Origin of the sequence: Metaclostridioides mangenotii, from assembly GCF_017873185.1 — a bacterium.
Taxonomy (GTDB): Bacteria; Bacillota; Clostridia; order Peptostreptococcales; family Peptostreptococcaceae; genus Metaclostridioides; species Metaclostridioides mangenotii.
Genome location: NZ_JAGGJX010000001.1, coordinates 1,046,155 through 1,072,478, shown reverse-complemented (window position 1 = coordinate 1,072,478; position 26,324 = coordinate 1,046,155). Strand labels below are relative to the sequence as shown.

The following is a 26,324-nucleotide window of genomic DNA, read 5'->3' as shown; positions in this document are numbered from 1 at the left end:
AGGTAAGTAATATGGAAAAAACTTGTGATAACTGTTATTGGAGCATTAGCGAAGATCAATGTATAAAAAAACTAGAACCTAAAAATAAATGCGAAGAACATAACTATGAATGTTTTTATTGTAATAGTGAGGCAGAATATATTTCGGATGATAAATCTTACTGTACAGATTGCCTTATACAAAGTTTTTGCCTTGAGACTAACACAGTGACTCATTATAGCCTTGATGGAACATATTTAGGATCTGACGATGATATAAACGAGGTTATAGAAGGAATTAAAAACAGTGGTTATGATGTTAAGAATGTTTAGGAGGCTAGTGATATGAGTTTTGAATGCACAAAAGGTGATAAAACAGAGTTTGCTTGTATTAACTGTGAAGGCTGGGAAGAACAAGAATTTGTTGAATATTTCTTTGCGAAAGAAGAAAACAAGACGAAAGAAAGGTGGAAATGTTGCAACTGTGAAGGTATTAATGATGTCTATCAATTAAAAGATATGAATAGATAAATTGGAGGGTTAAAGCATGCACGAGCTTTATACGATTACAGATGGTGAATTATTTTTACATACAAATTTTACACATACTTTCACAGAAAATATAGTTGAGGCACTTAGGTTCAAAACGCAATAAGATGCAAAGTATTATATTAAGAAATTCAATGATAGATGGGCGAATGATATCGATTTTAAAATGTTAAAAGTAACATGTACTTTGGAAGAAGTGGGGGCATAGAACATGAATAACATAACTTTAGTTGGAAGATTAACAAGAGATCCTGAATTAAAATATTTCCAAAGTGGTACTGCTAAATTAACATTCAGTATTGCAGTGGATAGGGATTATAAAACAAAAGATGGTAATAAGCTTACAGATTATATACCAGTTGAGGCATTAGGTAAGTCGGCAGAAACATGGTCTAATTACTTAGGAAAAGGAAGACAAGTAGGGATACAAGGTTCTATGTATGTAGACAGATATACAGATGAAAGCGGAAACAACAGGACATTTACTAAAGTTCATGCTAAGAACGTGGAGTTTTTAGATTCTGGAAAAGATAAAACAAGCAATGAACCACAGTTTGAACCTCAAGGATTAGATCCACAAGGATTTCAGGCTATAGATGATGATGATATACCGTTTTAAATAAGGGAAATAAATAAAAGTTCAAGGTCGGTATGGTAAAACTTAGACTGATCTTGACTATGAGGGAGGATTCAAGTATGGCTAAATACAAACATAAGAAAAGCAAGATGATTATAGATGCAGCACCTTATGCAAATGGACTAGAAGATGGATTTATGGATGGTAAGCCTTTTATATATGCAACATTAGGAAAAATTAAGCAAGAGGTTAAAGAATGGGATTACATAGCTGAGTTAGAGGATGGTAGTAAGTATTTATTTTGCAAGGTAGCAATAGAGAAAAATTATAAGAAGGTGGGAAATTAGTATGGCTAAGTATAGAAAGAAACCAGTTGAGGTAGAAGCCTTTGAACTTGGTAAAGATGAAGTTCCAAATTGGTTCAGGGAAGAAGGAAATATAGAGATTGAATTTGATTGTAACGGTTATCAAAACGAAAATAGAATGACACTCAATGGAAATACCATTGTTACAGTAGGAGAATTCATAATAAGAGATGCTTATGGCGAAATTTATTCATGTGAAGCTGGTAAGTTTAATACGACTTATGAGAAGGTGGAGGATTAGAGTATGGCTAAGTATAGAAAAATACCAGTAGTAATTGAAGCAGTTAGATGGACAGGCAATAATGAGAGAGAAGTGTTTGATTTCTTAACACAAACTAAAGATAAGACTATTGATCTACGAGGTGAAAACTTTAGAATTGATTTATGTAACGGAGGTTGCCAAGTAGGTGATTTATACATAAAAACATTAAATGGAGAAGTGAAGGCAGACATAGGAGAATATATTTGTAGAGGTGTAAAAGGTGAATACTACCCATGTAAAGCTGATATATTTGATATGACTTATGAGAAGGTGGAAGATAAAAATAGTGTGATTATAAATAATTTCAAGCTAAAAAATGAAGAAGCAAAGGCTTTGATAGAATTTATGGGCGAGCTAAGTCTAGGTATAATAGGGAAAATTAATGATACTTATGACATAGGATCAAAAGATATAAAACTTGTAGCAAAAGGTATAGAAAAAATATATTCGAGATTAAAGTTAACAGATGATGAAGTAGACGAAAAAGAGATTGAACAATTCGAATTTCTGAATGAGCTTGAAGATAAATTAAAAGGTCTTTGGAGGGATTAAAAATGATTATACATAAATTTATAGTACATGTTTTAGATAAAAATAGTGATGTACCAATACTGAATGATTTTGAAGGAAAGATTACACAAGAGGTTGATGGATTCTTTCAGAAAATAATTAAAAGAGTTAGTAAGGATGATGATGTAAGAAAGGCAGTATTTAAAGAATATAACGATAATACAATTAAAAATTGCTGTGAACAAATAATATATAATTCAGATACATTTTTAGATAACTCAAAAGAGATAGCATCTTATTTATTTGAAATTATGAGGATTAATTCAGAATTAGAATCTTGTGACTTGGCTATATGCTTATACACCAATAAAGACGAGAATAATGTTGCAATACTAAAGTTAGACTATAAAAAACTTTACAATCATTCAATAGAGTTTGTAGATGAAAAGTTTAATATAAATTTTAAATCTAATGAAGTTGGAGTCATTGAAACACAAAAACCTAAACAATGTGCTTTGATAGGGGTTAGTGGAATAAATGGCGAGTATCATCTTAAAGTATTGGACAAGATCTCAGAAAAAGAGGGAATTGAAACTAAATTTACAACACAATTTCTGAATATTGAGAAAATACTTGATGATAAATATATGACTAAGGCATTTAAAAAGAGTGCGGATAATTGGATTACTAATGCTATAACTGATATAAAGGTGGCTGAGAGTGTAAGAGGCGGGTTAAATTATGTACTTAAGGAAAATGATGAAATAGATATTAAAGATTTTGCTGATGGTTTTTTACAAGAGGATAAAAAAGAAAGCTTTATTGAACTCATGGAAGAAAAGGAAATAGAAAATTTTTACATAGATAAAGATTGGGTTAACAAGAAAGTTAAAAAGAGAAAAATCAAGACGGACAACGGATTTAGTATAGATGCAAATATAACGGATTTTGAAGATCCGATGAAGTACAGTATTAGAAAAAATGAGAACGGAACAGTTGATGTTGTTATTAAAAATGTTTGTTTCTATGAAGAGAGATAGTGAAATTATGAAAATGAAAACTAAAAAAACACAAAGTAAATACAGGTCTAAAAAGGTTGTTGTTGATAATATTAAGTTTGATAGTAAGTTTGAAGCTGAATATTATACTGATCTTAAAAGAAAAAAAGAAAAGGGCGAAATAAAAGATTTTGGTTTGCAGTATAAATTTGAATTACAGCCAAGTTTTAAAAAAGATGGAAAAACTAAACGATCAATTACATATATAGCTGACTTTGCAATATATCATAATGATGGACAAGTAGAATACATTGATACGAAAGGTTTTTCAAGTGATGTTGCGAAAATAAAACGAAAGATGTTTGACTATAGATACCCAGACAGCAAATTAACATGGATATCTAAAAGTTTTAAATATGGCGGTAAAAATGGATTAATTGAATATGATGAATTACAGAAAAAAATAAGAGAAGCAAAGAAAGTGAAGGAAGTTATTTAAGTAAGGGGGAGTATTTGGGTATGACTAAAAAAGATTTATACAAAGTGGTAGAAGCAAGATTACATAATTATAAGAACTTAGATATGGAGATAAACCGTACCAAATTAGATATAGAAAGTTACAAGGCTGAGTTTATAGGATGTAAAGCTATAACGTATCAAGAGGATTCTGTAAGTCCTACAAATAAGTTTAACTCAACAACAGAAAATGAGGTTTTGAATAGAGAAAAAGAATTAGACATTATGCAAAAAGAGTTAAAGAAAAAGGAAATAGAGAAATTAAGAATTGAAAATGCTCTAACATGTTTAGATAGCAGAGAAGAAGAGTTCTTTAAATTATATTTTGAAAGTAAAGACAAATATAAGCACAGCATGGTAAGTATTAGCTTAGATTTATGTATGGACAGAAAGACATGTTACTTACTTAAAGATAAAATTATATATAAAATGATGGACATGTTATACCCAAAACTTAAGGAAATGGAATTACCTTTGTTTAAAGTGAAAAATTCCACACTTTTTCCACACTAATTCCACATTTATTCCCCAATCATGCCCCATTTTATTAATATAACCATGAGATAATTGTATTGTGGAAAAATATTCCACGACAAACAATTTCATAACTGGCTAGGCTTCGTTAAAGGGACTTGTCTAGCCAGTACATGCAAGTAGTGGATCCCGTAGGTTCGATTCCTACGACTTGCACCTCCTTGATTAATATATATAGTGGGTGAGGTTGGTTACCTCACCCTAACGTGTGAAGTGCAGTATTAATCTATGTGCAACTCATAGACTTCGCTTAACAATTATATTTTGTATTCATTTTAGCTAATGGATGCAACCTCTTTAGGAAAACTAGGCATCTATTGTTAAATAATGTCAAATTATATATAATTAAGTAAAATATATAAGGGAGGATATTATGGTTACAGTAATTAATTTCACCATCGGAGCAGTATCGTTATCGGGTTTGATTTACTTTATATTTAAAAAGGCTTTTGAATATTGGTTAAAAGCAAAAGAGACAGAGCATAAAAAAGAACTAGACAAGCAACTAGAAGAATTTAAGTTAAAAAAACAAAGCGAATTAGATTTAAAAAAAGAAGGTTTTAAAATCGAAAGAACTAGGTTATTAGAACAGAGTAAATTAAGATTTACTAAGTTGCATGAAGATAGAGCTTTTGCTATTAAAAAACTTTATTTAACGTTGTTGAGCTTAACTGAGAAACTTAATGTTTACTTGAATTTTGCTATGGATAGAGAAGACTTCATAATTGATGGCGAAATAAAAGAGGAGTATATTGCAAGGCTAGAAATATTAGAAGAAAATCTAAAAAATAAATTCGAGGAATTTTTAAACATTTCTGACATAAATTTAATTTATTTTAGTGCTGACACAGAGAAAGTATTAGGAAATATTAATTATTCAATAGATTTAGTTTTAAAAGATTTTGAGTCAAATAAAATTTTTAAAAGACTTAAAATAACTTCGAAAGAGAAAGAAGCAAAACAAGAAGCAGATGAAATATTAAAAAATGCAAAAAAACTATTAGTATTAGAATTTAGAGAAATACTAGGAGTAGAATAGGCAGAAAGAACTCTAGAGATAGGGTTCTTTTTTAATGCAATAAAATAAGTAGGAGAGGATAATGAGTAAAAAGAAAGTTTGGGTTGATGCAGGACTCATAGGAATGACTATAGATTTACCTAATGAGGAACTAAGAACGATAAATAAAGACATGAGGAAGATACCTAAGAGTCCGAAGGTAACTAGAAAAAATAAATAAAATAGCTTTTGCGAGGTGAGGTGATGGCTAAAGGCAAGTATCATGATTGGATAACAAGAGAAGGATTGATTAAGATTGAAGGTTGGGCAAGGGATGGCTTAACCAATAAACAAATTAGCCAAAATATTGGCATATCAGAAGAAACTTTATATAAATGGATAGTTAAGTATACTGAGTTATCTGAGTCCCTAAAAAGAGGCAAAGAAGTCGTTGACAGAGAAGTTGAGAATGCTTTATTGAAAAGAGCTTTAGGTTATGAATATATAGAGACAACAAGAGAAGGTATAGGCAGTCAACTAAAAGTTACTAAAGAGGTAATAAAACAAGTTGCCCCAGATGTTACAGCACAGATATTCTGGTTGAAGAATAGAAAGCCTGAAGAATGGCGAGAAAAGAAAGAAGTAGAACATACAGGCAATATAAATAATCCATACGAGAACCTTACAACAGAGCAGTTGCTTAAACTTGCGGAAATAGAGGATGCAGAAGATGGATAAGAAAATGATTAGTCTCGGAGCTAAGATAGAATTAGCTAAGCGAGATTTTTTTTATTATTGCCAACTTAGAGCGCCAGACTTTTATAAATCAGATAGAGCATATCTTAAAGAACTTTGCAGAGCCTTTCAGGACTTCTATGAAGGTGACGACGAGGTTCTTATATTAAACATCCCTCCAAGACATGGGAAAAGCCGTACAGCTGGGTTATTCGTTGAGTGGGTGTTAGGTAAGAATCAAAATGAAAAGATTATGACTGGATCTTACAATGAAACATTATCAACTATGTTCTCTAAGAATGTAAGAAATGCTATCCAGGAAGAAAAAGCAGATAAATATAAACCTGTATACTCAGATGTATTTCCTTGTGTCTGTATTAAACAAGGTGACGGAGCTATGAACTTATGGAGTTTAGAAGGTGGATATAATAACTACTTAGCTACTTCTCCAACAGGAACAGCTACAGGCTTTGGAGCTAGTATGTTAGTTATTGACGACCTTATTAAAAATGCTGAAGAAGCCTATAACGAGAATGTATTAGATAAACATTGGGATTGGTACACAAATACGATGTTGTCACGTCTTGAAGAGGGCGGAAAGATAATCATAATAATGACTCGTTGGGCATCTGGTGACCTTGCAGGCAGAGCAGTAGAACATTACAAGGAAGAGGGCAAGAAGGTACGACATGTTGTTATGAAAGCCTGCGAAGATAATGGCACAATGCTGTGTGATGAAGTCTTATCTCTTAGGAGTTATAAATCTAAAGTAAGAGCAATGGGAGAAGATATCGCAAGTGCTAACTATCAACAGGAGCCAATTGATATCAAAGGTAAATTATATTCAAGCTTCAAGACGTACACAGAATTGCCACCACATTATGAATCAATACAAAGTTACACAGATACGGCGGATGAAGGAAGTGACTATTTATGTTCTATTGTATTTGGTGTGTTTAAAAAAGAAGCCTATATATTGGATATTTTATATACAAAAGAGAGCATGGATATAACAGAGACAAAGACTGCTAAAATGTTTTACGAAAATAAAGTTAATGTAGCAACTATCGAAAGCAATAGCGGGGGTAGAGGTTTTGCAAGAAGCGTAGAAAGAATATTATTAGATGAATTTGAAAGCAATTATACTTTTGTAGATACGTTCCATCAATCTAGAAATAAAAAAGCAAGGATCTTATCTAATGCTACATGGGTAATGAAACATATATATTTCCCTTGGAATTGGCGAGATAGATTTCCAGAGTATTATAAAGCTATGGAATCCTACCAAAAAGAAGGTAAGAATAAAAACGATGATGCTCCGGACGCTACAACAGGAATTGCAGAGACTGTTATAAATGGCGATAACTTTAGCTTTGATTAAAGGTAGGTGATTATATGTTTAGATTCATTAGAAAGGGGGTTGCCAAGCTGAATAGTGTATTAAATAAACCACAAGAACAGTCGCCGAATAATATAAGATACTTGGAATATGAAATAAACCAGTGGAAGCGTTCAAACACTCGTAAAATGCAAGTGATTGGCGAGGAATATTACGACGACAAGCACGATATCTTAAAAAGAAAAAGAACTGTAATCGGCGAAGATGGACAATTAGAAGAAGTCGATAATTTACCGAATAATAAAGTTATGGATAATCAATATAGTAAGCTTGTAGATCAAAAGGTTAACTACTTATTTGGTAAGCCGTTTACATATGAGACAGATAGTGAAAAATATACAGAAGCATTAAAAAAAGTCTTTAATAAAAAGTTTCTAAGGATGTTTAAAAATTTAGCTGAGGATTCTTTAAACGGTGGTTTAGGTTGGTTACATCCTTACTATAACGACATTGGAGAGTTAAGTTTTAAACGGTTTGAAGCTAGAGAAATACTTCCTTTTTGGAAAGACTCAGAGCATACAGAGCTAGACTTTGCAATTAGACTTTATGAAACGGATATATTTGAAGGTAGCGGAAAACAAACAGTTGAAAAGGTAGAAGTATATTCAACAAGCGGTATTGATAGATATATTTTAAGAAATTATTGCTTAATACCTGATTACGAGAATCCTCATTCATCACATCTTACTATAGTAGAAAATGAGAAGTTGCAAGAGGTCAATTGGGAGAGAGTTCCGTTAGTTGCTTTTAAATATAACAACAATGAAACACCATTAATCAAACGAGTGAAGTCATTGCAAGATGGTATAAATATAATGCTATCCGACTTTGAAAATAACATGCAGGAAGATGCTAGGAATACTATATTGGTGCTTATAAACTATATGGGGCAGAACTTAGGTGAATTTAGAAAGAATCTAGCAACCTATGGAGCTGTTAAAGTTAAATCAAGCGATGGTGGAAATGGTGACGTTAAAACATTAGAGGTTAAAGTTAATGCTGAGAACTATAAAGCTATTTTGGACCTGTTCAAGAAAGCTATCATTGAAAACGGTCGAGGATATGATGCAAAGAGTGATAGAATGCAGAATAACCCGAATCAGATGAATATACAGAGTATGTACTCGGACATAGACTTAGATGCTAACGGAATGGAGACAGAGTTTCAAGCTTCATTTGAGGATTTACTTTGGTTTATTAATGCTCACCTTGTCAATACAGGCGAAGATAATTTTTTCAACGAAGAAGTAAATATTATATTCAACAGAGATATTCTTATTAATGAAACTGAATCAATTGAAAACTGTCAGAAATCTGATGGGATTATTTCAAGAAAAACTATCATTACTGAACACCCTTGGGTAAAAGACGTTCAGACGGAATTAGATAGAATTGAAGACGAAGAAAAAGACAACCTAGAAGATGAAATGAATAGGATTCCAAAAGACATTGATGATCTTAATAAACAATTAGGTAGTGGTCAGCATGGGGAATAAATCTAAGATTAAAGCTAGGAACAGTAAATATTGGCATGATAGATTTGTAAATTTAGAATTAGCAAGATTAAATAAATCGAAGAAAATATATAGAGAAATTGAGAAGGAATATATTAAGGCAATAAGAAATATCGAAAAAGATATATCAAAATGGTATATAAGATTTGCAGAGAATAATTCGATAAGCTTTACTGAGGCTAAGAGATTACTTAGCTCTAAGGAACTAGATGAACTTAGATGGGATATAAAAGAATATATTAGCATTGGTAGAGAAAATGCAGTAAATGAAATGTGGATTAAAGAACTAGAGAATGCTTCAGCTAAGTATCACATAACAAGGCTTGATAGCTTAAAACTGCAAATGCAACAACACCTGGAAGTGTTATTTGGTAATGAATTAGATAGCGTTGATAAATTGATTAGGGATACTTATTCTAGTGGCTATTATCATACAGCCTTTGAAATAGCAAAAGGTACAGAAATAGCAGTTAATCTAGTTGCGCTAGACACAAATAAAATTGAGATGATAATATCTAGACCTTGGACCAGTGATGGGACCAATTTTAGTAAGAGGATTTGGGGAGAACGTAGACCTGAGCTTATTAATTATCTAAATAAAGAATTAACTCACAGCATTATACGTGGTGAAAATCCAAAGAAACTTATAAGTAAGATGGCCAAGAAATTTAATACTAGTAAAAGTAGAGCTGGTAATCTGATAATGACGGAATCAGCTTTTTTTGCGTCCGCATCAAGGAAAGACTGTTTTGAAGATTTAGACGTAGAAAAATACGAAGTTATATCGACGCTAGATTTCAAAACATCAGAGATATGCCAAGATATGGATGGAAAAATATTTGATATGAAAGATTACGATATTGGTTCAACTGCACCACCGTTTCACCCAAGATGCAGAACTACTACTGCTCCTTATTTTGATGATGAAATAGGGGAAAGAGCAGCAAGAGGGAAAGATGGGAAAGTTTATTATGTACCAAGTAATGTAAGCTATAGCGAATGGTATAAAAAATACGTTAAATAGGAGGTAGTTAATGAATAATAAAAGATGCGAAAAAATATGTACCTTAAAGAGAATGGAAGCAGTATTTAATTCTAGAAATGAATTAATAAGACAGCAAGATGGTCTACATACTATTGAAGATACTAAACAATCTAAGGAGCTATCAAAGGCATATGATAACTTTGAAGAGTCATACGTAGATATTATATTAGCAGAGTCGAGGTATTTACAGGGGTTAAAGGAAAACAAAAATATTGAGAATGCTAAAAAGTTAATTAAAGGAGATATAAAAGAAGCACAGGAATTATATAAAGCATACGATAAGGATATATTTAATTGCAAACAGCGTGTCAAGGAATCAGAAAAGAAAAAAAAGGATCTTAAAGAGCCTATAACATGCCGTCCTATTGAAATATACATAGACATGAGTAAAGACATAAAAGAAATAGACGTAGAAGAAATAACGGATCAACTTGCTAAACAGGTTAGAGAGAGGATAAAAGAAATCGAACAATTACTATAACGCACCTAATAGGGTGCTATTTTTATGCGGCAAATTCGTCATTTTGGTATTTTGGACGAAAACTATAAAGACAAATATACGCAGACTGAACTGTGATAACAAATGTTTTTGAAAGGTGGTAAAAAGAATGACTAAGAAAGAACTTATAGAGCTTGGTTTAAGCGAGGAAGATGCTAAGAAGGTTGAGGAAGCGTCAACAAATGAATTAAAGAGTTTTATACCTAAGAACAGTTTTGACGAGGTTAATAACAGAAAAAAACAGCTTGAGACTGATGTGACTGAAAGAGATAAACAACTTGAAGATCTTAAGAAGAATGCAGGAAACACCGAAGAGTTAACTATGCAAATTGAGAAACTTCAGGCTGAGAACAAAGTAAATAACGAAAAGCATGAGGCAGAAGTTAAAGAAATAAAGATATCTAATGCTATAGAGAAATCTCTTGCTGGCGCAAAAGCTAAGAATCTTAAAGCTGTAAAAGCTCTGTTAGATTTAGAGAATGTAGATTTACTTGAGGATGGCACTATCAAAGATTTAGATAAGCAAATAAAAACTTTAAAAGAGAGTGAAGAATCTAATTTCTTATTTAACTCAGATGAGAATAATACTAATTTCAAAGGATTTAAACCGGGTGAAGGCAATCCTAATCCAACACCTAAACCAATGAACGAAATGAACTATGCAGAACTTTGCGAGTACATGGAAACCAACAACCAACAACTATAAAAAAGAAAGAAGGTAATAAATAATGGCAGATACTAAATTTGATGCAAAAAGCTTTAATCCCGAGGCATTTGGAGCTTATATTGAAAATGTACCAAACTTAAAAAGAAATGAACTAATAAAGTCAGGAGTTTTAAAAAGAAATACTGAGATAGCAAATGCTTTCAGTTCCCAGACAGGAACAGCTTATGCGAGATTGCCTATGTTTGGGAATCTAGATGGAGAAGCGCTTAATTATGATGGAATAACAGATATAGTTGCAACGACAACGACAACTTTTGAGAGAGGCGTAATTGTAATAGGTAGAGCTAAAGCGTGGGTTGAAAAAGACTTCTCTTCTGATATTACTGGTGGAGTTGACTTTATGTCTAACGTTGCGAACCAAGTTAGTGCATATTGGGAGGAAATAGATCAAGATACATTACTAGCAATAATCAAAGGTATATTCTCTATTACAGGTGCAGAGAATAAGAAATTTGTTGATGAACATACTTTTGATATTTCAACTCAAGATGGTGAGTCTGCTATATTAGCAGCAGATACACTAAATAAAGCAGTTCAAAAAGCTTGTGGAGATAATAAAGGAGCCTTTACATTAGCGATAATGCACAGTGCTGTAGCAACTAACCTGGAAAATTTACAATTACTTAAATATTTCACATACACTGATTCAAATGGCATGCAAAGGGATCTAGCAATGGGTAGTTGGAATGGACGTGTTGTATTAATCGATGATGCAATGCCAACTAAGCAAGTACCTAAAAACGGAGAAGTTGAAGGCTATACTGCTTATACAACTTATATACTAGGCGATGGAGCTTTTGATTTTGAGCCTATAGGTGCAAAAGTACCACATGAGATGGCTAGAGATCCTTACAAAAATGGAGGTCAAGATACATTAATAACTAGACGAAGAAATGTATTTGCGCCTTATGGAATTTCTTATGAAAAGAAAGCACAATCAAGCTTGTCTCCTACCAATGCAGAGTTAGCAAATGGTACTAACTGGACGCTAGTAAATGACGGAAGTTCTAATTATATTGATCGTAAATCTATAGCAATAGCCCAGATAGTGTCAAGAGGATAGGTTATGATTAAAATAGAAAAAGATTTATTATTAGAAGATATAAAAAACAGGCTTGAGTTCTTCGGATATACCTTACTTGACTCCGATAGCTTAGCTTTAGACTTTGTAATAGATAAAGTAGAAAACTCAATAAAGAATATATGTAGTATAACTGAAATTCCTGACGGACTTTATCAAGTAGAGATTGATAGGATTTGTGGGGAATTTTTATTTGCAAAGAAACAGTCTGGCCAATTAACTGAATATGATTTTGAAGCCTCAATTAAAGAAATAAAAGATCTGGACACAACCGTTGTATATGCGGTTGGTTCGGACTCTTCAGAAAAACAATTTGATTTACTTATTGATGGTCTTAGAAATTGTGGTGAAGGAGAGATATTAAGCTTTAGGAGGTTAAGATGGTAGAACAAATATCTAAAGCTAAGAAGGCTATTCAAATGCTATATTTTGATAGATGTACAATTTACGGAATACAAAAACATAAAGACCCTATTACAAAAGAAATAATAGAAAAAGATGAAGATGTTATATATTCTGATATGCCTTGCAAATTAAGTTATAAAGACGTTTCGCAAGCTTATAATGACGGCATATCGAGTACAGTTAATCAAGTTATAACTTTAAAGTTGGATAATGAGCTAGTTGTTAAGCCTGGTTCAAAGATTGTTGTAACTAGAAGCGGAAGCACTACAACGTACAAAAATAGCGGCGCCCCAGCTATAGGAGTAAATCAGCAAATTATAACTTTAGAATTGTTTAAGGAAGAGGCATAATCATGTCTAACAATCTTGATATAAGACAACTGAAAAGAGTTAGAGATAAAATGCAAAGGGCAACTAACAATATAGATGGCTTATGTATAGATATAGCAAAAAGACTCACAGCCAGCCTATTAGGAATGGCAATTAGACGAACTCCTGTTGATACTGGTTTCCTACGACAAAGTTGGAATACAAGAGACTATGTTATTAGAAAAATAGGTAGTGTATATAAAGTTGAGATAATCAACTCGGCGTTATATGCAAGCTATAGGGAGCATGGACATAGAAAACGTGGTGGTAAAGGTTGGGTACAGGGAAGCTTTATGCTTACTATATCCGAAAAACAGTTAAAAACCCTAGCACCAAGAATAATAGAAAAGAAAGTAAATGATTATTTAAGGGAGTGTTTTAAGTAATGCTAAATGAAATGATAACAGGCATTAGGCAAAAGCTAGATAAAATAAGTAAAGGTTTAGATGTCTATACAGAAAATACTCAGCAAAACTATACATTTCCTAGTTTTTTTATTTACGCAGTAAGTAGTGAGTTATCTTATGCGTTAGACAATAGGAGAGATTACAAATGCACATTTGAAATTATGTATAGGCCTGATGAGGATTGCAAAAGTCCTAATAAAGAAATGAACACTATAGCTGATATGTTGTATGAAGGTTTAGAGGTTGTAGTGATTGAGGGTGAAAAGTTTAGGGCTGAAAAGATGGAAACTAACATAGATCTAGATGTTCAGTTGCATTTTTATGTGGACTATACCGCAACGCTTACAGAAGAGGTTGCTAAAGATAATCCAATGGAGGATTTAGTCATATACGGTGGATTAAATAAAGAGGAGGCTTAATAAATGGATGAAAATGAAAAAGTTGAGATAAAGAAAAAAACAACAAAAGAAGAAAAAGATAAATTTACTAAAGGACAGTTAGTAAATTCTAAAAAGTATTTTAAAAAGAAATACTTAATAAAGGCTTTACTAGATGATGAGAAATCTTATTCACATGATGAGGTGGACCAACTGTTGAAAAAGTTTTATGAAAAAGAGGTGAAGTAGATGAGCTTAGGCGGAGGAATATTCGAGAGCCAAAATCACAATATACCTGGTACATGGACAAACTTTGTAAGTGCAGAAAGAGCAAAAGGGGATATTGGTATTAGAGGTACTGTAGCGGTCCCATTTGAATTTGAATGGGGAGAACAAAACAAAGTTGTAGAATTAAGTTACGATGACTTTGTTAGGGAGTCTCAAAAGTTATTTGGTTATAAATATAGCCACGAAAAGATGCTTCCTATAAGAGAATTATTTAGGAATGCTACAAAGTTATTAGTTAGCAGAATTAATGGTGGTTCTATTGCTACTTGCGAGTTGGGGGAAGCTAGATATCCAGGTACTAGAGGGAATAACGTAAAAATAGTAGTACAGACGAATGTGGATGATGTTTCTAAAAAAGATATTTACACATACCTAGATTATGACTTGGTTCACAAGCAAACTATAAAAGATAAAGATGAAATAAGAGATAATGACTATATAGTATTTAATAAAGAGACTGAATTAACACTAACGGCTGGAACACCTCTAGAGGGTGGAACAAACGAGGCTGTACAAGGTGAATCTTACAGTCTCTTTTTAGATGCAGTAAGTTCTTACGGATTCAATGTTTTATGTTGTCCAGCAACAGATAAGGATATAAAACAAGTTTTCTTAGAGTTTACAAAATATATGAGGGATTCTCTAGGTGTTAAGTTCCAAACTGTAGGATATAAAGTGGTTGATGCCAATTATGAAGGAGTCGTTTCTGTTGAAAATGATATATCAACAACTGGAGCAGACAAGCATAATTTAGTTTACTGGACTGCTGGTGCATTAGCTGGTTGCAACCTTAACGAAAGTTGTACAAATAAAACATACAATGGAGAATACGAAATAAACACAAATTACTCTCAAATAGAATTAGAAGAATTTGTTACTATGGGGAAATTTGTGTTCCATAAAGTAGGGCAAGAGTTTAGGGTGTTAAAAGATATTAATACATTGGTTGAGTTCACAGATGCTAAAAATGACGAGTTTGCTAGTAATCAATCTATTAGGATCTTAGATTATATAGCAAACACCTCGGCTGCTTTATTTGGCAACAATTATTCCGGCAAAAGACAAAACACAGAAGATTCTAGAATAGCTTTATGGAATGAAGAAGTAAATATGCTCTCAGAACTATTAAACATAGGCGCTCTAGAAGATTTTGAGCCGGAGGATGTAACTGTAGAAAAGGGCGAAAGCAAAAATGCAGTCATTGTTAATATTGCAATTATATTAGTGGGTGCTATAGAAAAAATGTATATGAATGTAATAGTTGCGTAGGAGAGGAGGAGTTATAATTTATGAGAACAATGACAAGTAGGGATATAGTAAATGGTGCTTTGGCAAAATGCTTTATCACACTAAATGAAAATAGATATGAATTAGCTAATATAAAGAACTTAAAAGCTACAGTAACATTCAACAAACAAGAAGAAAATATTATGGGTACTACGGCAACAATAAATATAGCTACAACATGGAAGGGTACATGTGAGGGTGAGATGTTTTATAACTCGTCAATTCTTGCAAAAATGGCTGAGGAATTTCAAAACACAGGTAACTTGCCATACTTCGAGATAATGACAGTAAATGAGGACCCTTCAAAATCAGTTGGCAGAAATACAACTATTCTAGAAAACTGTTTACTTGATGAAGTTGTTATAGCGGCAATTGATGTAGATAATGCAACACTTAAGCAAGACTTTAAATGTACTTTTGAGAAATTCAAATTACCTGAGACATTTAAGGATTTACCTTTAGCGTAATATAAATAAATATAAAACATAAAAGAATGGAGATTGATAGAATGAAAAATTTAGAAAGCTTTTTAAATCGTAGTAAAGCAAACGCCGATAATATTAAATTTGTTGTTGATGAGAACATTATAGATGAGGAAGGGAATCCTATTGAATGGGAATTAAGGAAATTAAAAGCAAAAGATGGAGACTTGGCACGAGACGAAGCATTGCAATTAAATGTAAACACACAAGAAGCAAAATTCAATCAAAGACTTTATACCAATAAAATAATGGCTATGTCAGTTGTTTATCCTGATTTAAATAATGCCGAGTTACAAGATGCTTACGGAGTTCGTACCCCGGAAGATTTGTTGGTATCTATGCTTGATCTAGTTCCATATCAAAAATTAGAAAAACAAGTAGATTTAATAAACGGATTTAGAAAATCATTTAATGAAGATAAAAAAGAAGCAAAAAACTAATAAGGAGCGATCCAGAAAGTTGGATCGCTCATTTATGTTTGCATAAGTTTAATATACTTCCATGGGATTATACAGAGTTATCTCCTGAGCGCAGAGCGTTTTTAGCAGGCAGTTTGGAAGTACAATACGAAGATAAAAAAGAAGCATTAGATAAAATCAATTAAAGGGTATGCCGATTTTGGTATACCCTATTATTTTTAAAGAAAGGAGGATGTGTAATGGCAACTATACAAAGTTCTATAGGCTTAACGGACCAGATGTCACCAATCCTACAGGGTATAACTAATACACTTAATATGACTATTAGTGCTATGGAACAATTAGGCAGAGAATCGGAAATATCTTTTAATACAGACGGTTTTGCTAGTGCAAGGGCTGAACTTAACCAAGCTGAGATAGCTATGAGTCAAATAGGATCTTCTATTAATAATAATACAACTGGACAGTCTAATTTTAACGAAGAAATAAGAGAAGGAAATAGCTTAGCAGGGAATATGCTTGGATCTTTAAAATCCATGTTAGGTGTTTATATGGGCTTTCAAGGGATTAAGATAACGCTAGGTATTGCAGATGAATTTTCAAGTATAACGGCAAGACTTGGAAATATAAAGGATAGCTTGCATACAACTAATAGTTTTACACAAGAGGTTGCGGATTCAGCTATGCGTGCTAGAGGTAGCTTTTCTTCTATGGCTCAAACAATTTCTAGAATTGGTTATACTGCAAAAGGTTTATTCAGTAGTGATGAATTAATTCAATTCACTGAGAATGTTCAAAAAGGTTTCGTTATAACTGGGGCAACAGCAGATGAAGCAAGTAACGCTATGTTGCAATTATCCCAAGCGATGGCTTCGGGTCGAATGCAAGGAGACGAGTTAAACTCTACGCTGGAAAATAACTCAGCCGTTTCGAAAGCACTAGCAGATCATCTTGGGGTAAGTATTGGACAACTAAAAGAACTAGGTGCAGATGGTGAAATAACTTCAGAAATAATAAAAGAGGCAATACTTAATGCCACAGATGAAATTAATCGCGACTTTGAAAAAATGCCTCTCACTTTTGGTCAAGCTATGGAAAATATAAAGACTCAAGCTCAATTAGCATTTGCACCAGTTTTGTGGGTAGTTCAACAAATAGGAGTTGGAGTTGCAAGTGCTGCTAGTGGAATAATAAGTGTATTTAGTGAAATATCACCAGTCGTATATGGGGTAGCTACTGTAGCGGCTGCAGGATTTGGTACCTGGGCTACTGCGATGCTTATTGCTAAAATAGCTAGTTTAGATTTAGGCAGAACACTTTATTCATTAAATGTTCAAATGGTACTTGGTCAAGTAGCTGCCCAAGGTTTTGCTGGTAGTCTTATTTCAGCTTTTATGGCAGTTCTTGGTCCTGTAATATTATTAGGCTTAGCAATAACTTCCGCAGTAGGGTATTTAACCAATTTAGGAATGACCTTAACGCAAGTATTTGAATATGCGGTCGGTATAATAGGATCTGTTATAGCTATACTTGGTTTTCTAGTAGTAGCTTTTTCTTTAGTACAACTTGCCATTAATGCTGTGTCAATAGCCACTTTGATATGGAGTGCCATAGTATCAACAAACCCTATTGTTTTCTTAATAATGGCTATAATAGCAGGCTTAGCGGTAGTGATAGCAGCCCTATATCAAACTGGTGTAACCACTGGTCAAGTACTCGGATTTATGGGCGGGATGTTTAGCATGCTGTATACCTTAATTAAGAATATACTTAAAAATCTATGGAATGGTTTCGCCAGCATAGCCGAATTTTTTATGAATGTGTGGAGGCATCCTATTGTCTCAGTTGCGGGTCTTTTCGTACATATGGTTAGTGGCATATTAGACAATTTATCATCTTTAGGAAGCGGTTTAGACCAAGTAGGAACTTGGATAGCTCAAGCTTTTGTATGGGGTGCAAATAAGGCTATAGGAGCTATTAATTGGATTATAGATGCTCTCAATAAAATTCCTGGCATTGATATAGGCAAGAAAGATCTTTTAGCAGATCCAGGAAAAATGACAGGTGCAGGAGATGCCCTTCGAAAAGCATCTAGAGATGCAGAAAGTGAATTCGCTGATTGGGCTAATGAGAAAACTGGCGGAGAGTATATATTCACTAAAAAATTTGAAATGGAAGATTTAGGGGATTCATTTAATAAAGGTTATGATTGGGGAAGCAAATTAGATCTCGGTAATTTACTTGTTAATCCTTTTGGAGACAATGTATTCGGCGATAAATCCAACGACAAAGTAGATAATTGGGGTTCAGGCTTAGATAGCAACCCCTTAAAAGGTGGAAGTGATGCAGAAAAAAGGACAGCGGATGCAACAGAGAAAATGGCCAAGAGTATGGAGGCATCTAAAGATGATCTAAAATATCTTAGAGATATCGCTGAACAGGAAGCCATAAGTAGATACACATCTCCAGTTATAACGATAAATCTAGAAGCCTCATACAATGGCCAAAATGTTGATAATGATGTAGATGGATATCATCAATCGTTAGCCGACACAATAATAGATAGGTTAAATTCGTCATATGTGGGGGTGTAGAGATGACAGATAAGGAAAAATTAATCGAGAACTTAGAATTAGCAGCAGAGATAGCAGAAGGAATGCTATACAACAAAGGTGGTTATGGCGGAGCATATGAGTTTTGGCTAGATAATTTATTGCTACCCATAACCCCTTCAAAAATGAAAGTTAATATAAAAAACAGAAACACAACCGTTGATCTAGTGAACGGTGACGAGATTAATATACTTAGAAAGCCTGGATTAACAGAGATAGAGTTTGAATTTAGGCTTCCAGCAAGCGGATATTATTATTTAAATAGTTTATACACTCCTGCAATGGTTTTAAAAAGACTTGAGAAAATGAAAAACAGAATGAGGACCAGTTTAAGGACATATTCAGACAATGCACTTGAAACTGATTTTTTAGCTCCTGTTATATTTCGTGTAATAACTAATGACAATAGAATTGGTTACTATACAAAAGGTGTATCTATTGAAGATTACTCAATTGTACAGGATGCGTCAAAAGGTAAAGATATAACTGTATCGATAAGATTAAAAGATTATAAATATTACAGAACAATAGTGTACAAAGAGATCAAACCCGACAAGCCTGCACAAACTGAAACAGAACGTCCAGTCAGCAATAACAATCCAAACGCTAACACGACTCCTGCGGGAACAAAACATGTTGTTAAGGGTGGAGAAAACCTCAGTGATTTATGCTTGAGATATATGAGAGACGGAAGCAAGGCAATGACAGATAAAATGTATCAAAAGAATAAGGCAACTATGGATGATTGGAATAAGAAAAATGGACAAACAAAATATCCAAAGATGATTTATTCAGGGGAGGTGTTGTATTTTGGGTAGCTCCCATGTTGATGCTAGGTTATTAATAGCACACTTCGATAATTTTTATGAACCTATTACATACGATGAAATAGTTTTATCTATAGAAAGAAAAGGAACACCTTCTAAACTAGAGTTTACCGTTGTTAATGACAATGTTGCAGATATGAAATCCGGCGCAATTGATTACTTCTGTGAGGGGAACTCGGTTAGGTTAGTAATAGGCAATAGGGTTATATGGCACGGTCGTATCTTTGCTAAGAAAAGAGATAAACAGCAGCATATAAAGGTTACGGCATATGATAAAATGTTTTATTTAAAAAAAGAGTCTTACAACTTAGTTGTTGAGAATACTACTGCATCACAGATTATATATTATATGTTTAAAAACACGCCCTTTTATCAGAATGCTAATATCGGAAAATTTGATGATACCAAGCACAAAATACCTTCTGTTGTATTTTCATGTGTACCTTGTCTTGACGCTATTCAACAGGTTTTAGACACAACAGTGGAGGCGACACAGAAAATATATACATTATTCGATGATGCTGGGATTGTTAACCTAAAAGAGTTAGGAAATATGGAACTAGATTATTACTTAACTAATGAAGTGTTTGAAGATTATGAGTATAATAGCACAATTGCGGATTCAACATATAATGCGGTTTGTTTATATAGAAAAGAAAAAGACACTGTAACAGAAAAGGTTGTTTACACTGATAATAATTTTAATAAGAAGAATAAAGAAACATATGAAGGTTACGAAAATTTTTATAGAGATTCTATTAGGGCATGGGGACATTTGGCTCATAGCGAAGAGGTGAATTCGCCTGAAATAAATTTAAGAGAAAAAGCTTTAGCAATGCTTAGAACGCATAATCAAAAATTTAAAACTTTAACAGTAAAAGGTTGCTTCGGGAGAATTGATGTAAGGGCTGGGTGTTTAATACCAGTGCATCTAGATTTAGGGGACTTGACATTAAATAATAAAATGATGGTTGAGAACGTAAAACATAAATTCAAGCATGGGCATCATACGATGGATATGCAGTTAGTTGGAAACGAATTTGTTTCTAGTACTATAGAGAGTGCTGGTAGGGCGCAAGAGGAAAATAAAACACTAGATATTAGGTTTAATGGTGGCAGCTCTAGCGGTTCTGGACAAAAAATACTAAACGGTAAAAAAATACAAGTTCAATTTACAGCTTACTGTCCAGGTGGTGGGGGAATAGAAGGTCCACAAAAAGATATGTATGGTAGAAAACTTATGCCTGGTGAAATGAAAATGGCAATACCACGAGGTTTGTGGCAAGAGCTAGGATACAATAAAGAAACGATAAAGGATAGGCAGGCTCAAATAGGGAATACCGGAACTGATAAAGATGGACAAGTACGATTGATCGTTGATACGCTTGATAATTCTAAACCTAATATAGTAAAAAGAGACGGCAAATGGGTATGTGATCTAGTTTTCCCAAGTATGAAAGAAGCTAATCAATGGGGGAGAAAAAACGGAACATTAATAATAAGTGATGGAACTGGTTTTACTTACCCGACTACTGCAAATGGCGACTCAAGCATGCCACCAAAAGTTCAGCAACTTATTAATGTAGCTAAAACAAAAATAGGCTGTAAATATGTATACGGTGCAGCGAGGAATCCAAGCAATAAAGGGCAGAGTGTATTTGACTGTAGTAGTTTTGTACAATGGTGTTACTACCAATTAGGAATAAAAATTCCTGGTGATACTGGTAGCCAACTAAAAGCAGGAACTGCGGTATCTTGGGAAAATAGAAAACCAGGAGATATAATTATAAGTCAAAGTAGTTCCAGCGGCTCAGGTAGACACGTTGTTCTATATATCGGAAATGGGGAGACTATAGAGGCGCGTGGAACAGCATATGGAGTAGTGAAATATAAAGAACGTTCTAAAGGCAGCGTATTGTCTGTAAGGAGATTTATATAATGCCAGATATATATGATGCACTAAAAAAATTATGTCATGAAGTAGTAAAAAGTTATAATCATACGTCTGTTTTATATGCTAAAGTTATACAAACTAAACCTCTAAAAGTTCAGTCAGATTCAGAATTATTTTTTAGTGAACCGTTACAATTGATATTAACTAGTAGAATTGAAGAGTTGAGAAATGAATCAAAACTAAAAAACGGCGACATGGTAGCTTTAATAAGTTATGCTAATGGACAAAAATATTTAGTAATAGATAAGGTGTGATAATATGGAATATAACAATTATTTAGATGATCCATGGGAGACATTTGGGGACTTTGAAATTGGTACATATCCAACTAAAACATATAAGTTGCATTCTGAGAGGGAAAATGGAATTTACAACCATGCCGATGGCATAGAAGCTGTCAAGCAAGCTGTATATAAAATACTCAATACTGAGAGATATGACAATCTAATCTATAGTTGGAATTATGGGGTTGAGTTAAATCACATTATAGGCAAACCACTAGGTTTTGCAACTAGTGAAATTGACAGAGTAATAACAGAAGCATTAACTCAAGACGATAGAATTGATTCAGTGAGCAACTTTAATTTTAATAAGGTTCAAGGTAAAAAGAATGCTATAGAGGTATATTTTACTGTTAATTCAATTTTCGGTGAGTTTAAATCAGGTTCTATAGTTCAAATATAAAAGGTGGTGAGTGAATGATATATAGCGATGTATCTTTTAATGCGATACTTTCAAGGATGCTAGACCAAGTACCTGATACTATGGACAAAAGAGAAGGTTCTATTATTTATGATGCTTTGGCACCTGCGGCTTTAGAGCTGGCTCATTGTTATGTAGATTTAGAAGACTTCTTCAACGAGTGCTTTGTTGACACATCTAGTAGATACTATTTAGAACTTAAATGTAAAGAAAGAGGAATAACTCCTTACCCAGCTACTTATGCAGTCGGAAAGGCTGAGTTTGATAAAGAGGTCCCTATCGGGAATAGGTTTAGTTTAGGAAGCGTAAGTTTTGTAGTAGTAGAAAAAATAAGTGATTTAGTTTATAAAGTAGAATGTGAACAACCAGGAGAGTCAGGGAACGTAACAGGGAGATTGATAGCTATAGATTTTGTGCAAGATTTGGAAACCTCTATTTTGACACAAATAATTATTCATGGCGAGGAAGAAGAGGAAACAGAGTCTCTTAGGAAGAGGTATTATAATTCGCTTGATGCACAAGCATATGGAGGAAACACAGCAGATTATAAAGAAAAGGTACAAGGTTATCAAGATGTTGGGGGAGTTAAGGTATATCCTTGCTGGAATGGTGGCGGAACTGTAAAGATAGTATTTTCAGATAGCAAAGGAGAAGCGCCATCACAAGAGTTTGTAGATATTATGCAAGATATAATTGACCCCATAGAAAAAACAGGCGAGGGCATAGGAATAGCTCCTATAGGACATAAAGTTACAGTTGAAGGTGTAACAGATCAAGTAATTAATATAGGTTTGGACCTATTATATAAAGATGGATATACCTTCGAGGATGTAAAAGGCAGTATAGAGGAAGTTATTAGGTTGTATTTAGAGGAATTGAATTTAAGCTGGGCTGATGAAGACAACATAATAGTTAGAAAGAGTAGAATAGAAACCCGTTTAATTGATTTAACGGGTATTTTGGATGTTACAAAAATCATAATTAATAACGTAGATGAAAACTTTACAGTTGAAAGCAATAGTATAGCAGTGTTTGGGTCAGTAGGTGAGATAGATGCTTAATAAGGTTAACTTAAATGAATATCTTCCTAAATATTTAAGAGAAGTCAAAGAACTAAAGCAGATAACAGATATAGAAAATAAAGAATTTGAATTGTTGAAAAATGAATTAAATATGTTTGTTCAAGAAAACTTCATAGATTTAATGGAGTCAGAAGGATTAAAACGATGGGAACAGATACTCAAAATAAAGCCATTTGCAAGTGATACGGTTGAGGATAGAAGGTTTAGAATAAAATCACGTCTTCTTGATAGATTGCCTTATTCACTTCCATCTTTAAGATTTAGGCTAGATGCAATGCTGGGTGAGGGCAAATATAAACTTAACATTGATTATGACAAATATATATTAACTTTAAAATTAGAATTAACAGTAAAGAGTCAGTTTAATGATGTTGTAAGCATGTTATACAATGTGTTACCAGCTAATATGTTACAGCATATAGAATTGGCATACAACCAGCACCAAACATTCTATAAATACACACATGCAGAGTTGCAAGCTAAAACCCATAATCAACTTAGGGAAGAGGTGATTTAATGAAATATACAGAGAAATTAGGTTTAAAGAAACCAGATCAAACAGACTTTTATAATGTAGAAGATTCTAACTTTAACATGGATAAAATCGACTCAGAAATAACTATTTTAAAAGATGGCATTGAGGAAACTAAGGAGAAAGTAGACAATATAGAGCTTACAGGAAACAAAGTAACTATAGCGGACGCAGAGAACAATTTTACGAGCGTAAATGTAGAAGGTGCATTGCAAGAATTAGCAAACAAAGATAAGGAGCTAACAAATAAGGATAAAGCACTAGATACCAAGATAGATACAACTAAAAGTGCATTAGAAACGGCTATAGCTAATAATAAGACAGAGATAGACGGAGAAATAGCCAATTTAAAGCAATCTGTCAGTGATGGTAAAGAGTTAATCGCTACCGCCACTACTGGTAGAGGTGTACCGACAAATGGTAGCGATTCGTTTCAGAAGATGGCGGATAATATAGATAGTATTAAGACAAAGTTGCCTATTTTGGAGGGTGATGTTGGGGTTACTGAGGATGCTGAGGGTAATGTATATGGGGTAGAGAAAATAGTAGAGAGATTATATTATGAAGCTCCAATTGTTTTGAATAAGTATTTCTCTGAGAAACCTACAGATGTGGGGAAACCTACATATATATTTCCAGACAAGGGTGGTGGTGTATATTGCGGATGGGATAAATACCTAAATAGAATATCTTCAAATGCAGATACAATATGGAAAGCTACGTTTTCAAATTCTGTTATAAAAACCCTTATTGATAGCTTAGGCAACACGTACACTATATTCGGAGGAATTTCTATACAAAAATTTTCTCCAAATGGGGAATTGGTGTGGGATAAAGAGTTGGTAAATATTAAAATAAAAGATATAAGCATAGATAAGAGTGATAATATTTATATTATTACTGATAATGAGATTAAAAAAATAACAGACGAAGGTAATATTATTTGGTCAAAAGGCACTGACGTATTATTGTTATTTGTCTATACAGATATGTATAATAATGTTTATCTTGTAGATTCAAATAACAATATATTAAAATTAACAGAAAACGGTGAAGAGATCAGCAAAGCGGCATTGAATAATTTGGGTAGTTCGATAGTTCAAGATTCTATTATAGTAGATAATGAAGGTAATATTTATTATGGCACAATTGATAATTCTAAAGCAATTGTAAAGTGCAAGAGTACTGGTGAGGCTATATTTCAAAAAGCACTTAGTCCTGACGGGAGTTACTCTTATGCTTATGCTTATGCAAGATTATGTTATATAGATGAATTTAATTACCTTTATACTGTACATTATGATGGTACTATGCGTAAATTTTCTCCTTCAGGTGCTGAATTAGGCAAACACCCAAGAGTGGCTACATCGAGAGCTATAACTGCATTTAATGGCACAATTTATTTATTTATCCGATATGATTCATCATTAGCTAGTTTTAAGTGTGTTAAAGACAATTACGTTTTGGAAAAGGTAGCAATATTAAAAGAAAGAGAGGTTCAATAATGATATTTTTAGGAAATTTAGAACAAATAAAAGATAATAAATACAAAGTTGGTTTAATACACTATAAACCAGAACTATTACAAGATACAAGTAATGGTATATTAGTAGAAAACCTACCAGAGCCTACACAGCAAGATGGAAAGGTAGCTGTATTATATGTGAATATAGATACAAAAGAAGCTTTTTACGAGTATGAAGATGCTCCGATTTCAGAAAATGATAAAATAGACTTTCTAGAAAAGCAAGTTGCGGATTTAACATTTATGATAATGCAACTGCAAGGAGGTATTAACTAATGAATTGGTATTTTAATATAAATTACTTCTATAACAATAAGTTATGGACGATATCACAAGTTAAACTTGCAGTAGATTTAAACAAGATAACAGAAACACAATATAAGGAAATAACGAGCGAGGACTATACTAAGTAGAGTTCTTTTTTATTGCATAAAAAAAGTCAAAGTGAATATAATAAAATATAATATTGATTAAATCACAACAAACTCATGAAGTATCAGTGTTATAAACATAATTATACCTTGAAAAAACACCTTGATATAAACGAAAAAAATTATTCACCTCAGGATAGAGGTGTTTTTTCTTTGCAATTATGTATTAAATTGGAACTGAAAATGGTTAGAATTAATATATTATATTAGCACTAAAAACATCGTTACCTCTTAATTATATAGTGCTAGCTAGATTGTTATATTTACTGAATTCAAAGAGCATCTACACTTGTAGGTGCTTTTTTATTACAAATTTAGGGATAGAATTATTTCAAATGGA

The 26,324-nt window shown here is 33.0% G+C and carries 37 protein-coding genes; all 37 read left to right on the top strand.

Annotation, left to right across the window (positions count from 1 at the left end; all coding sequences use genetic code 11):
• Nucleotides 1-11 precede the first annotated feature (11 nt).
• A complete protein-coding gene (locus J2Z43_RS05190) occupies nt 12-311 on the top strand; it encodes a hypothetical protein (protein WP_209456152.1) in 300 nt (99 codons plus the stop codon).
• Between the two features lie 12 nt (nt 312-323).
• Nucleotides 324-509 (top strand): hypothetical protein, encoded by a 186-nt coding sequence (locus tag J2Z43_RS05185; RefSeq protein WP_209456151.1) that lies wholly within the window; start codon nt 324-326, stop codon nt 507-509.
• A gap of 229 nt (nt 510-738) precedes the next feature.
• Nucleotides 739-1,146, top strand: a complete 408-nt coding sequence (locus J2Z43_RS05180; protein ID WP_209456150.1) for a single-stranded DNA-binding protein — start codon at nt 739-741, stop codon at nt 1,144-1,146.
• A 77-nt stretch (nt 1,147-1,223) separates the two neighbouring features.
• On the top strand, nt 1,224-1,451 hold the full coding sequence (locus tag J2Z43_RS05175; RefSeq protein ID WP_209456149.1) for a hypothetical protein: 228 nt from the start codon (nt 1,224-1,226) through the stop codon (nt 1,449-1,451).
• A gap of 1 nt (nt 1,452) precedes the next feature.
• Complete coding sequence (locus J2Z43_RS05170) at nt 1,453-1,710, top strand: hypothetical protein (RefSeq protein ID WP_209456148.1); 258 nt, start codon at nt 1,453-1,455, stop codon at nt 1,708-1,710.
• A 3-nt stretch (nt 1,711-1,713) separates the two neighbouring features.
• Complete coding sequence (locus tag J2Z43_RS14735) at nt 1,714-2,283, top strand: hypothetical protein (RefSeq protein WP_234925971.1); 570 nt, start codon at nt 1,714-1,716, stop codon at nt 2,281-2,283.
• A 2-nt stretch (nt 2,284-2,285) separates the two neighbouring features.
• The gene (locus J2Z43_RS05160) at nt 2,286-3,281 is read left to right on the top strand and encodes a nucleoid-associated protein (RefSeq protein ID WP_209456147.1); all 996 of its coding nucleotides are present in this window, start codon (nt 2,286-2,288) and stop codon (nt 3,279-3,281) included.
• Nucleotides 3,268-3,738: a DUF1064 domain-containing protein gene (locus tag J2Z43_RS05155; RefSeq protein WP_234925970.1), complete on the top strand. Its 471-nt coding sequence runs from the start codon at nt 3,268-3,270 to the stop codon at nt 3,736-3,738. The genes J2Z43_RS05160 and J2Z43_RS05155 overlap by 14 nt, the downstream gene beginning before the upstream one ends.
• 20 nt (nt 3,739-3,758) lie before the next feature.
• Nucleotides 3,759-4,268 (top strand): hypothetical protein, encoded by a 510-nt coding sequence (locus J2Z43_RS05150; protein WP_209456146.1) that lies wholly within the window; start codon nt 3,759-3,761, stop codon nt 4,266-4,268.
• Between the two features lie 394 nt (nt 4,269-4,662).
• A complete protein-coding gene (locus tag J2Z43_RS05145; RefSeq protein WP_209456145.1) occupies nt 4,663-5,328 on the top strand; it encodes a hypothetical protein in 666 nt (221 codons plus the stop codon).
• 61 nt (nt 5,329-5,389) lie between these two features.
• The gene (locus J2Z43_RS05140; protein WP_209456144.1) at nt 5,390-5,527 is read left to right on the top strand and encodes a hypothetical protein; all 138 of its coding nucleotides are present in this window, start codon (nt 5,390-5,392) and stop codon (nt 5,525-5,527) included.
• Nucleotides 5,528-5,550: 23 nt separating this feature from the next.
• Nucleotides 5,551-6,024, top strand: coding sequence for a transposase (locus J2Z43_RS05135; RefSeq protein ID WP_209456143.1), 474 nt, complete (start codon nt 5,551-5,553; stop codon nt 6,022-6,024).
• Nucleotides 6,017-7,402: a phage terminase large subunit gene (gene terL / locus J2Z43_RS05130; RefSeq protein WP_209456142.1), complete on the top strand. Its 1,386-nt coding sequence runs from the start codon at nt 6,017-6,019 to the stop codon at nt 7,400-7,402. The genes J2Z43_RS05135 and terL overlap by 8 nt, the downstream gene beginning before the upstream one ends.
• 14 nt (nt 7,403-7,416) lie before the next feature.
• Nucleotides 7,417-8,916: a phage portal protein gene (locus tag J2Z43_RS05125; RefSeq protein WP_209456141.1), complete on the top strand. Its 1,500-nt coding sequence runs from the start codon at nt 7,417-7,419 to the stop codon at nt 8,914-8,916.
• Nucleotides 8,906-9,958, top strand: coding sequence for a minor capsid protein (locus J2Z43_RS05120; RefSeq protein WP_209456140.1), 1,053 nt, complete (start codon nt 8,906-8,908; stop codon nt 9,956-9,958). Before J2Z43_RS05125 ends, J2Z43_RS05120 begins: the two co-directional genes overlap by 11 nt.
• A gap of 10 nt (nt 9,959-9,968) precedes the next feature.
• The gene (locus J2Z43_RS05115; protein ID WP_209456139.1) at nt 9,969-10,460 is read left to right on the top strand and encodes a hypothetical protein; all 492 of its coding nucleotides are present in this window, start codon (nt 9,969-9,971) and stop codon (nt 10,458-10,460) included.
• 127 nt (nt 10,461-10,587) lie between these two features.
• Nucleotides 10,588-11,184 carry a phage scaffolding protein gene (locus tag J2Z43_RS05110; RefSeq protein WP_209456138.1) on the top strand — a complete coding sequence of 199 codons (597 nt, stop codon included), beginning with the start codon at nt 10,588-10,590 and terminating at the stop codon, nt 11,182-11,184.
• A gap of 22 nt (nt 11,185-11,206) precedes the next feature.
• Nucleotides 11,207-12,268: a phage coat protein gene (locus J2Z43_RS05105; protein WP_209456137.1), complete on the top strand. Its 1,062-nt coding sequence runs from the start codon at nt 11,207-11,209 to the stop codon at nt 12,266-12,268.
• 3 nt (nt 12,269-12,271) lie between these two features.
• A complete protein-coding gene (locus J2Z43_RS05100) occupies nt 12,272-12,673 on the top strand; it encodes a hypothetical protein (protein ID WP_209456136.1) in 402 nt (133 codons plus the stop codon).
• Nucleotides 12,667-13,041, top strand: coding sequence for a hypothetical protein (locus J2Z43_RS05095; RefSeq protein ID WP_209456135.1), 375 nt, complete (start codon nt 12,667-12,669; stop codon nt 13,039-13,041). Before J2Z43_RS05100 ends, J2Z43_RS05095 begins: the two co-directional genes overlap by 7 nt.
• A 2-nt stretch (nt 13,042-13,043) precedes the next feature.
• Nucleotides 13,044-13,445, top strand: coding sequence for an HK97 gp10 family phage protein (locus J2Z43_RS05090; RefSeq protein WP_209456134.1), 402 nt, complete (start codon nt 13,044-13,046; stop codon nt 13,443-13,445).
• Nucleotides 13,445-13,885 carry a phage tail terminator family protein gene (locus J2Z43_RS05085; RefSeq protein WP_209456133.1) on the top strand — a complete coding sequence of 147 codons (441 nt, stop codon included), beginning with the start codon at nt 13,445-13,447 and terminating at the stop codon, nt 13,883-13,885. The genes J2Z43_RS05090 and J2Z43_RS05085 overlap by 1 nt, the downstream gene beginning before the upstream one ends.
• 3 nt (nt 13,886-13,888) lie before the next feature.
• Nucleotides 13,889-14,092 (top strand): hypothetical protein, encoded by a 204-nt coding sequence (locus J2Z43_RS05080; protein WP_209456132.1) that lies wholly within the window; start codon nt 13,889-13,891, stop codon nt 14,090-14,092.
• On the top strand, nt 14,093-15,400 hold the full coding sequence (locus J2Z43_RS05075) for a phage tail sheath family protein (RefSeq protein WP_209456131.1): 1,308 nt from the start codon (nt 14,093-14,095) through the stop codon (nt 15,398-15,400).
• Between the two features lie 20 nt (nt 15,401-15,420).
• The gene (locus J2Z43_RS05070) at nt 15,421-15,885 is read left to right on the top strand and encodes a phage tail tube protein (protein WP_209456130.1); all 465 of its coding nucleotides are present in this window, start codon (nt 15,421-15,423) and stop codon (nt 15,883-15,885) included.
• A gap of 41 nt (nt 15,886-15,926) precedes the next feature.
• Nucleotides 15,927-16,340, top strand: a complete 414-nt coding sequence (locus J2Z43_RS05065) for a phage tail assembly chaperone (protein ID WP_209456129.1) — start codon at nt 15,927-15,929, stop codon at nt 16,338-16,340.
• A gap of 38 nt (nt 16,341-16,378) precedes the next feature.
• Entirely contained in the window at nt 16,379-16,504 is a 126-nt protein-coding gene (locus J2Z43_RS15015) for a hypothetical protein (RefSeq protein WP_268828385.1), read from the top strand.
• 54 nt (nt 16,505-16,558) lie between these two features.
• On the top strand, nt 16,559-18,913 hold the full coding sequence (locus J2Z43_RS05060; RefSeq protein WP_209456128.1) for a tape measure protein: 2,355 nt from the start codon (nt 16,559-16,561) through the stop codon (nt 18,911-18,913).
• Nucleotides 18,914-18,915: 2 nt separating this feature from the next.
• Complete coding sequence (locus tag J2Z43_RS05055; RefSeq protein WP_209456127.1) at nt 18,916-19,749, top strand: hypothetical protein; 834 nt, start codon at nt 18,916-18,918, stop codon at nt 19,747-19,749.
• The gene (locus J2Z43_RS05050; protein WP_209456126.1) at nt 19,742-21,697 is read left to right on the top strand and encodes a C40 family peptidase; all 1,956 of its coding nucleotides are present in this window, start codon (nt 19,742-19,744) and stop codon (nt 21,695-21,697) included. Before J2Z43_RS05055 ends, J2Z43_RS05050 begins: the two co-directional genes overlap by 8 nt.
• A complete protein-coding gene (locus tag J2Z43_RS05045) occupies nt 21,697-21,966 on the top strand; it encodes a DUF2577 family protein (protein ID WP_209456125.1) in 270 nt (89 codons plus the stop codon). The genes J2Z43_RS05050 and J2Z43_RS05045 overlap by 1 nt, the downstream gene beginning before the upstream one ends.
• 4 nt (nt 21,967-21,970) lie before the next feature.
• A complete protein-coding gene (locus tag J2Z43_RS05040) occupies nt 21,971-22,396 on the top strand; it encodes a DUF2634 domain-containing protein (protein ID WP_209456124.1) in 426 nt (141 codons plus the stop codon).
• Nucleotides 22,397-22,410: 14 nt separating this feature from the next.
• Nucleotides 22,411-23,475, top strand: a complete 1,065-nt coding sequence (locus J2Z43_RS05035) for a baseplate J/gp47 family protein (RefSeq protein WP_234925969.1) — start codon at nt 22,411-22,413, stop codon at nt 23,473-23,475.
• Complete coding sequence (locus J2Z43_RS05030; protein WP_209456123.1) at nt 23,468-24,013, top strand: putative phage tail protein; 546 nt, start codon at nt 23,468-23,470, stop codon at nt 24,011-24,013. Before J2Z43_RS05035 ends, J2Z43_RS05030 begins: the two co-directional genes overlap by 8 nt.
• On the top strand, nt 24,013-25,533 hold the full coding sequence (locus J2Z43_RS05025) for a hypothetical protein (protein WP_209456122.1): 1,521 nt from the start codon (nt 24,013-24,015) through the stop codon (nt 25,531-25,533). The genes J2Z43_RS05030 and J2Z43_RS05025 overlap by 1 nt, the downstream gene beginning before the upstream one ends.
• Complete coding sequence (locus J2Z43_RS05020) at nt 25,533-25,829, top strand: hypothetical protein (protein ID WP_209456121.1); 297 nt, start codon at nt 25,533-25,535, stop codon at nt 25,827-25,829. The genes J2Z43_RS05025 and J2Z43_RS05020 overlap by 1 nt, the downstream gene beginning before the upstream one ends.
• Nucleotides 25,829-25,966, top strand: a complete 138-nt coding sequence (locus tag J2Z43_RS05015) for an XkdX family protein (protein ID WP_209456120.1) — start codon at nt 25,829-25,831, stop codon at nt 25,964-25,966. The genes J2Z43_RS05020 and J2Z43_RS05015 overlap by 1 nt, the downstream gene beginning before the upstream one ends.
• The last annotated feature ends 358 nt before the right edge of the window (nt 25,967-26,324 follow it).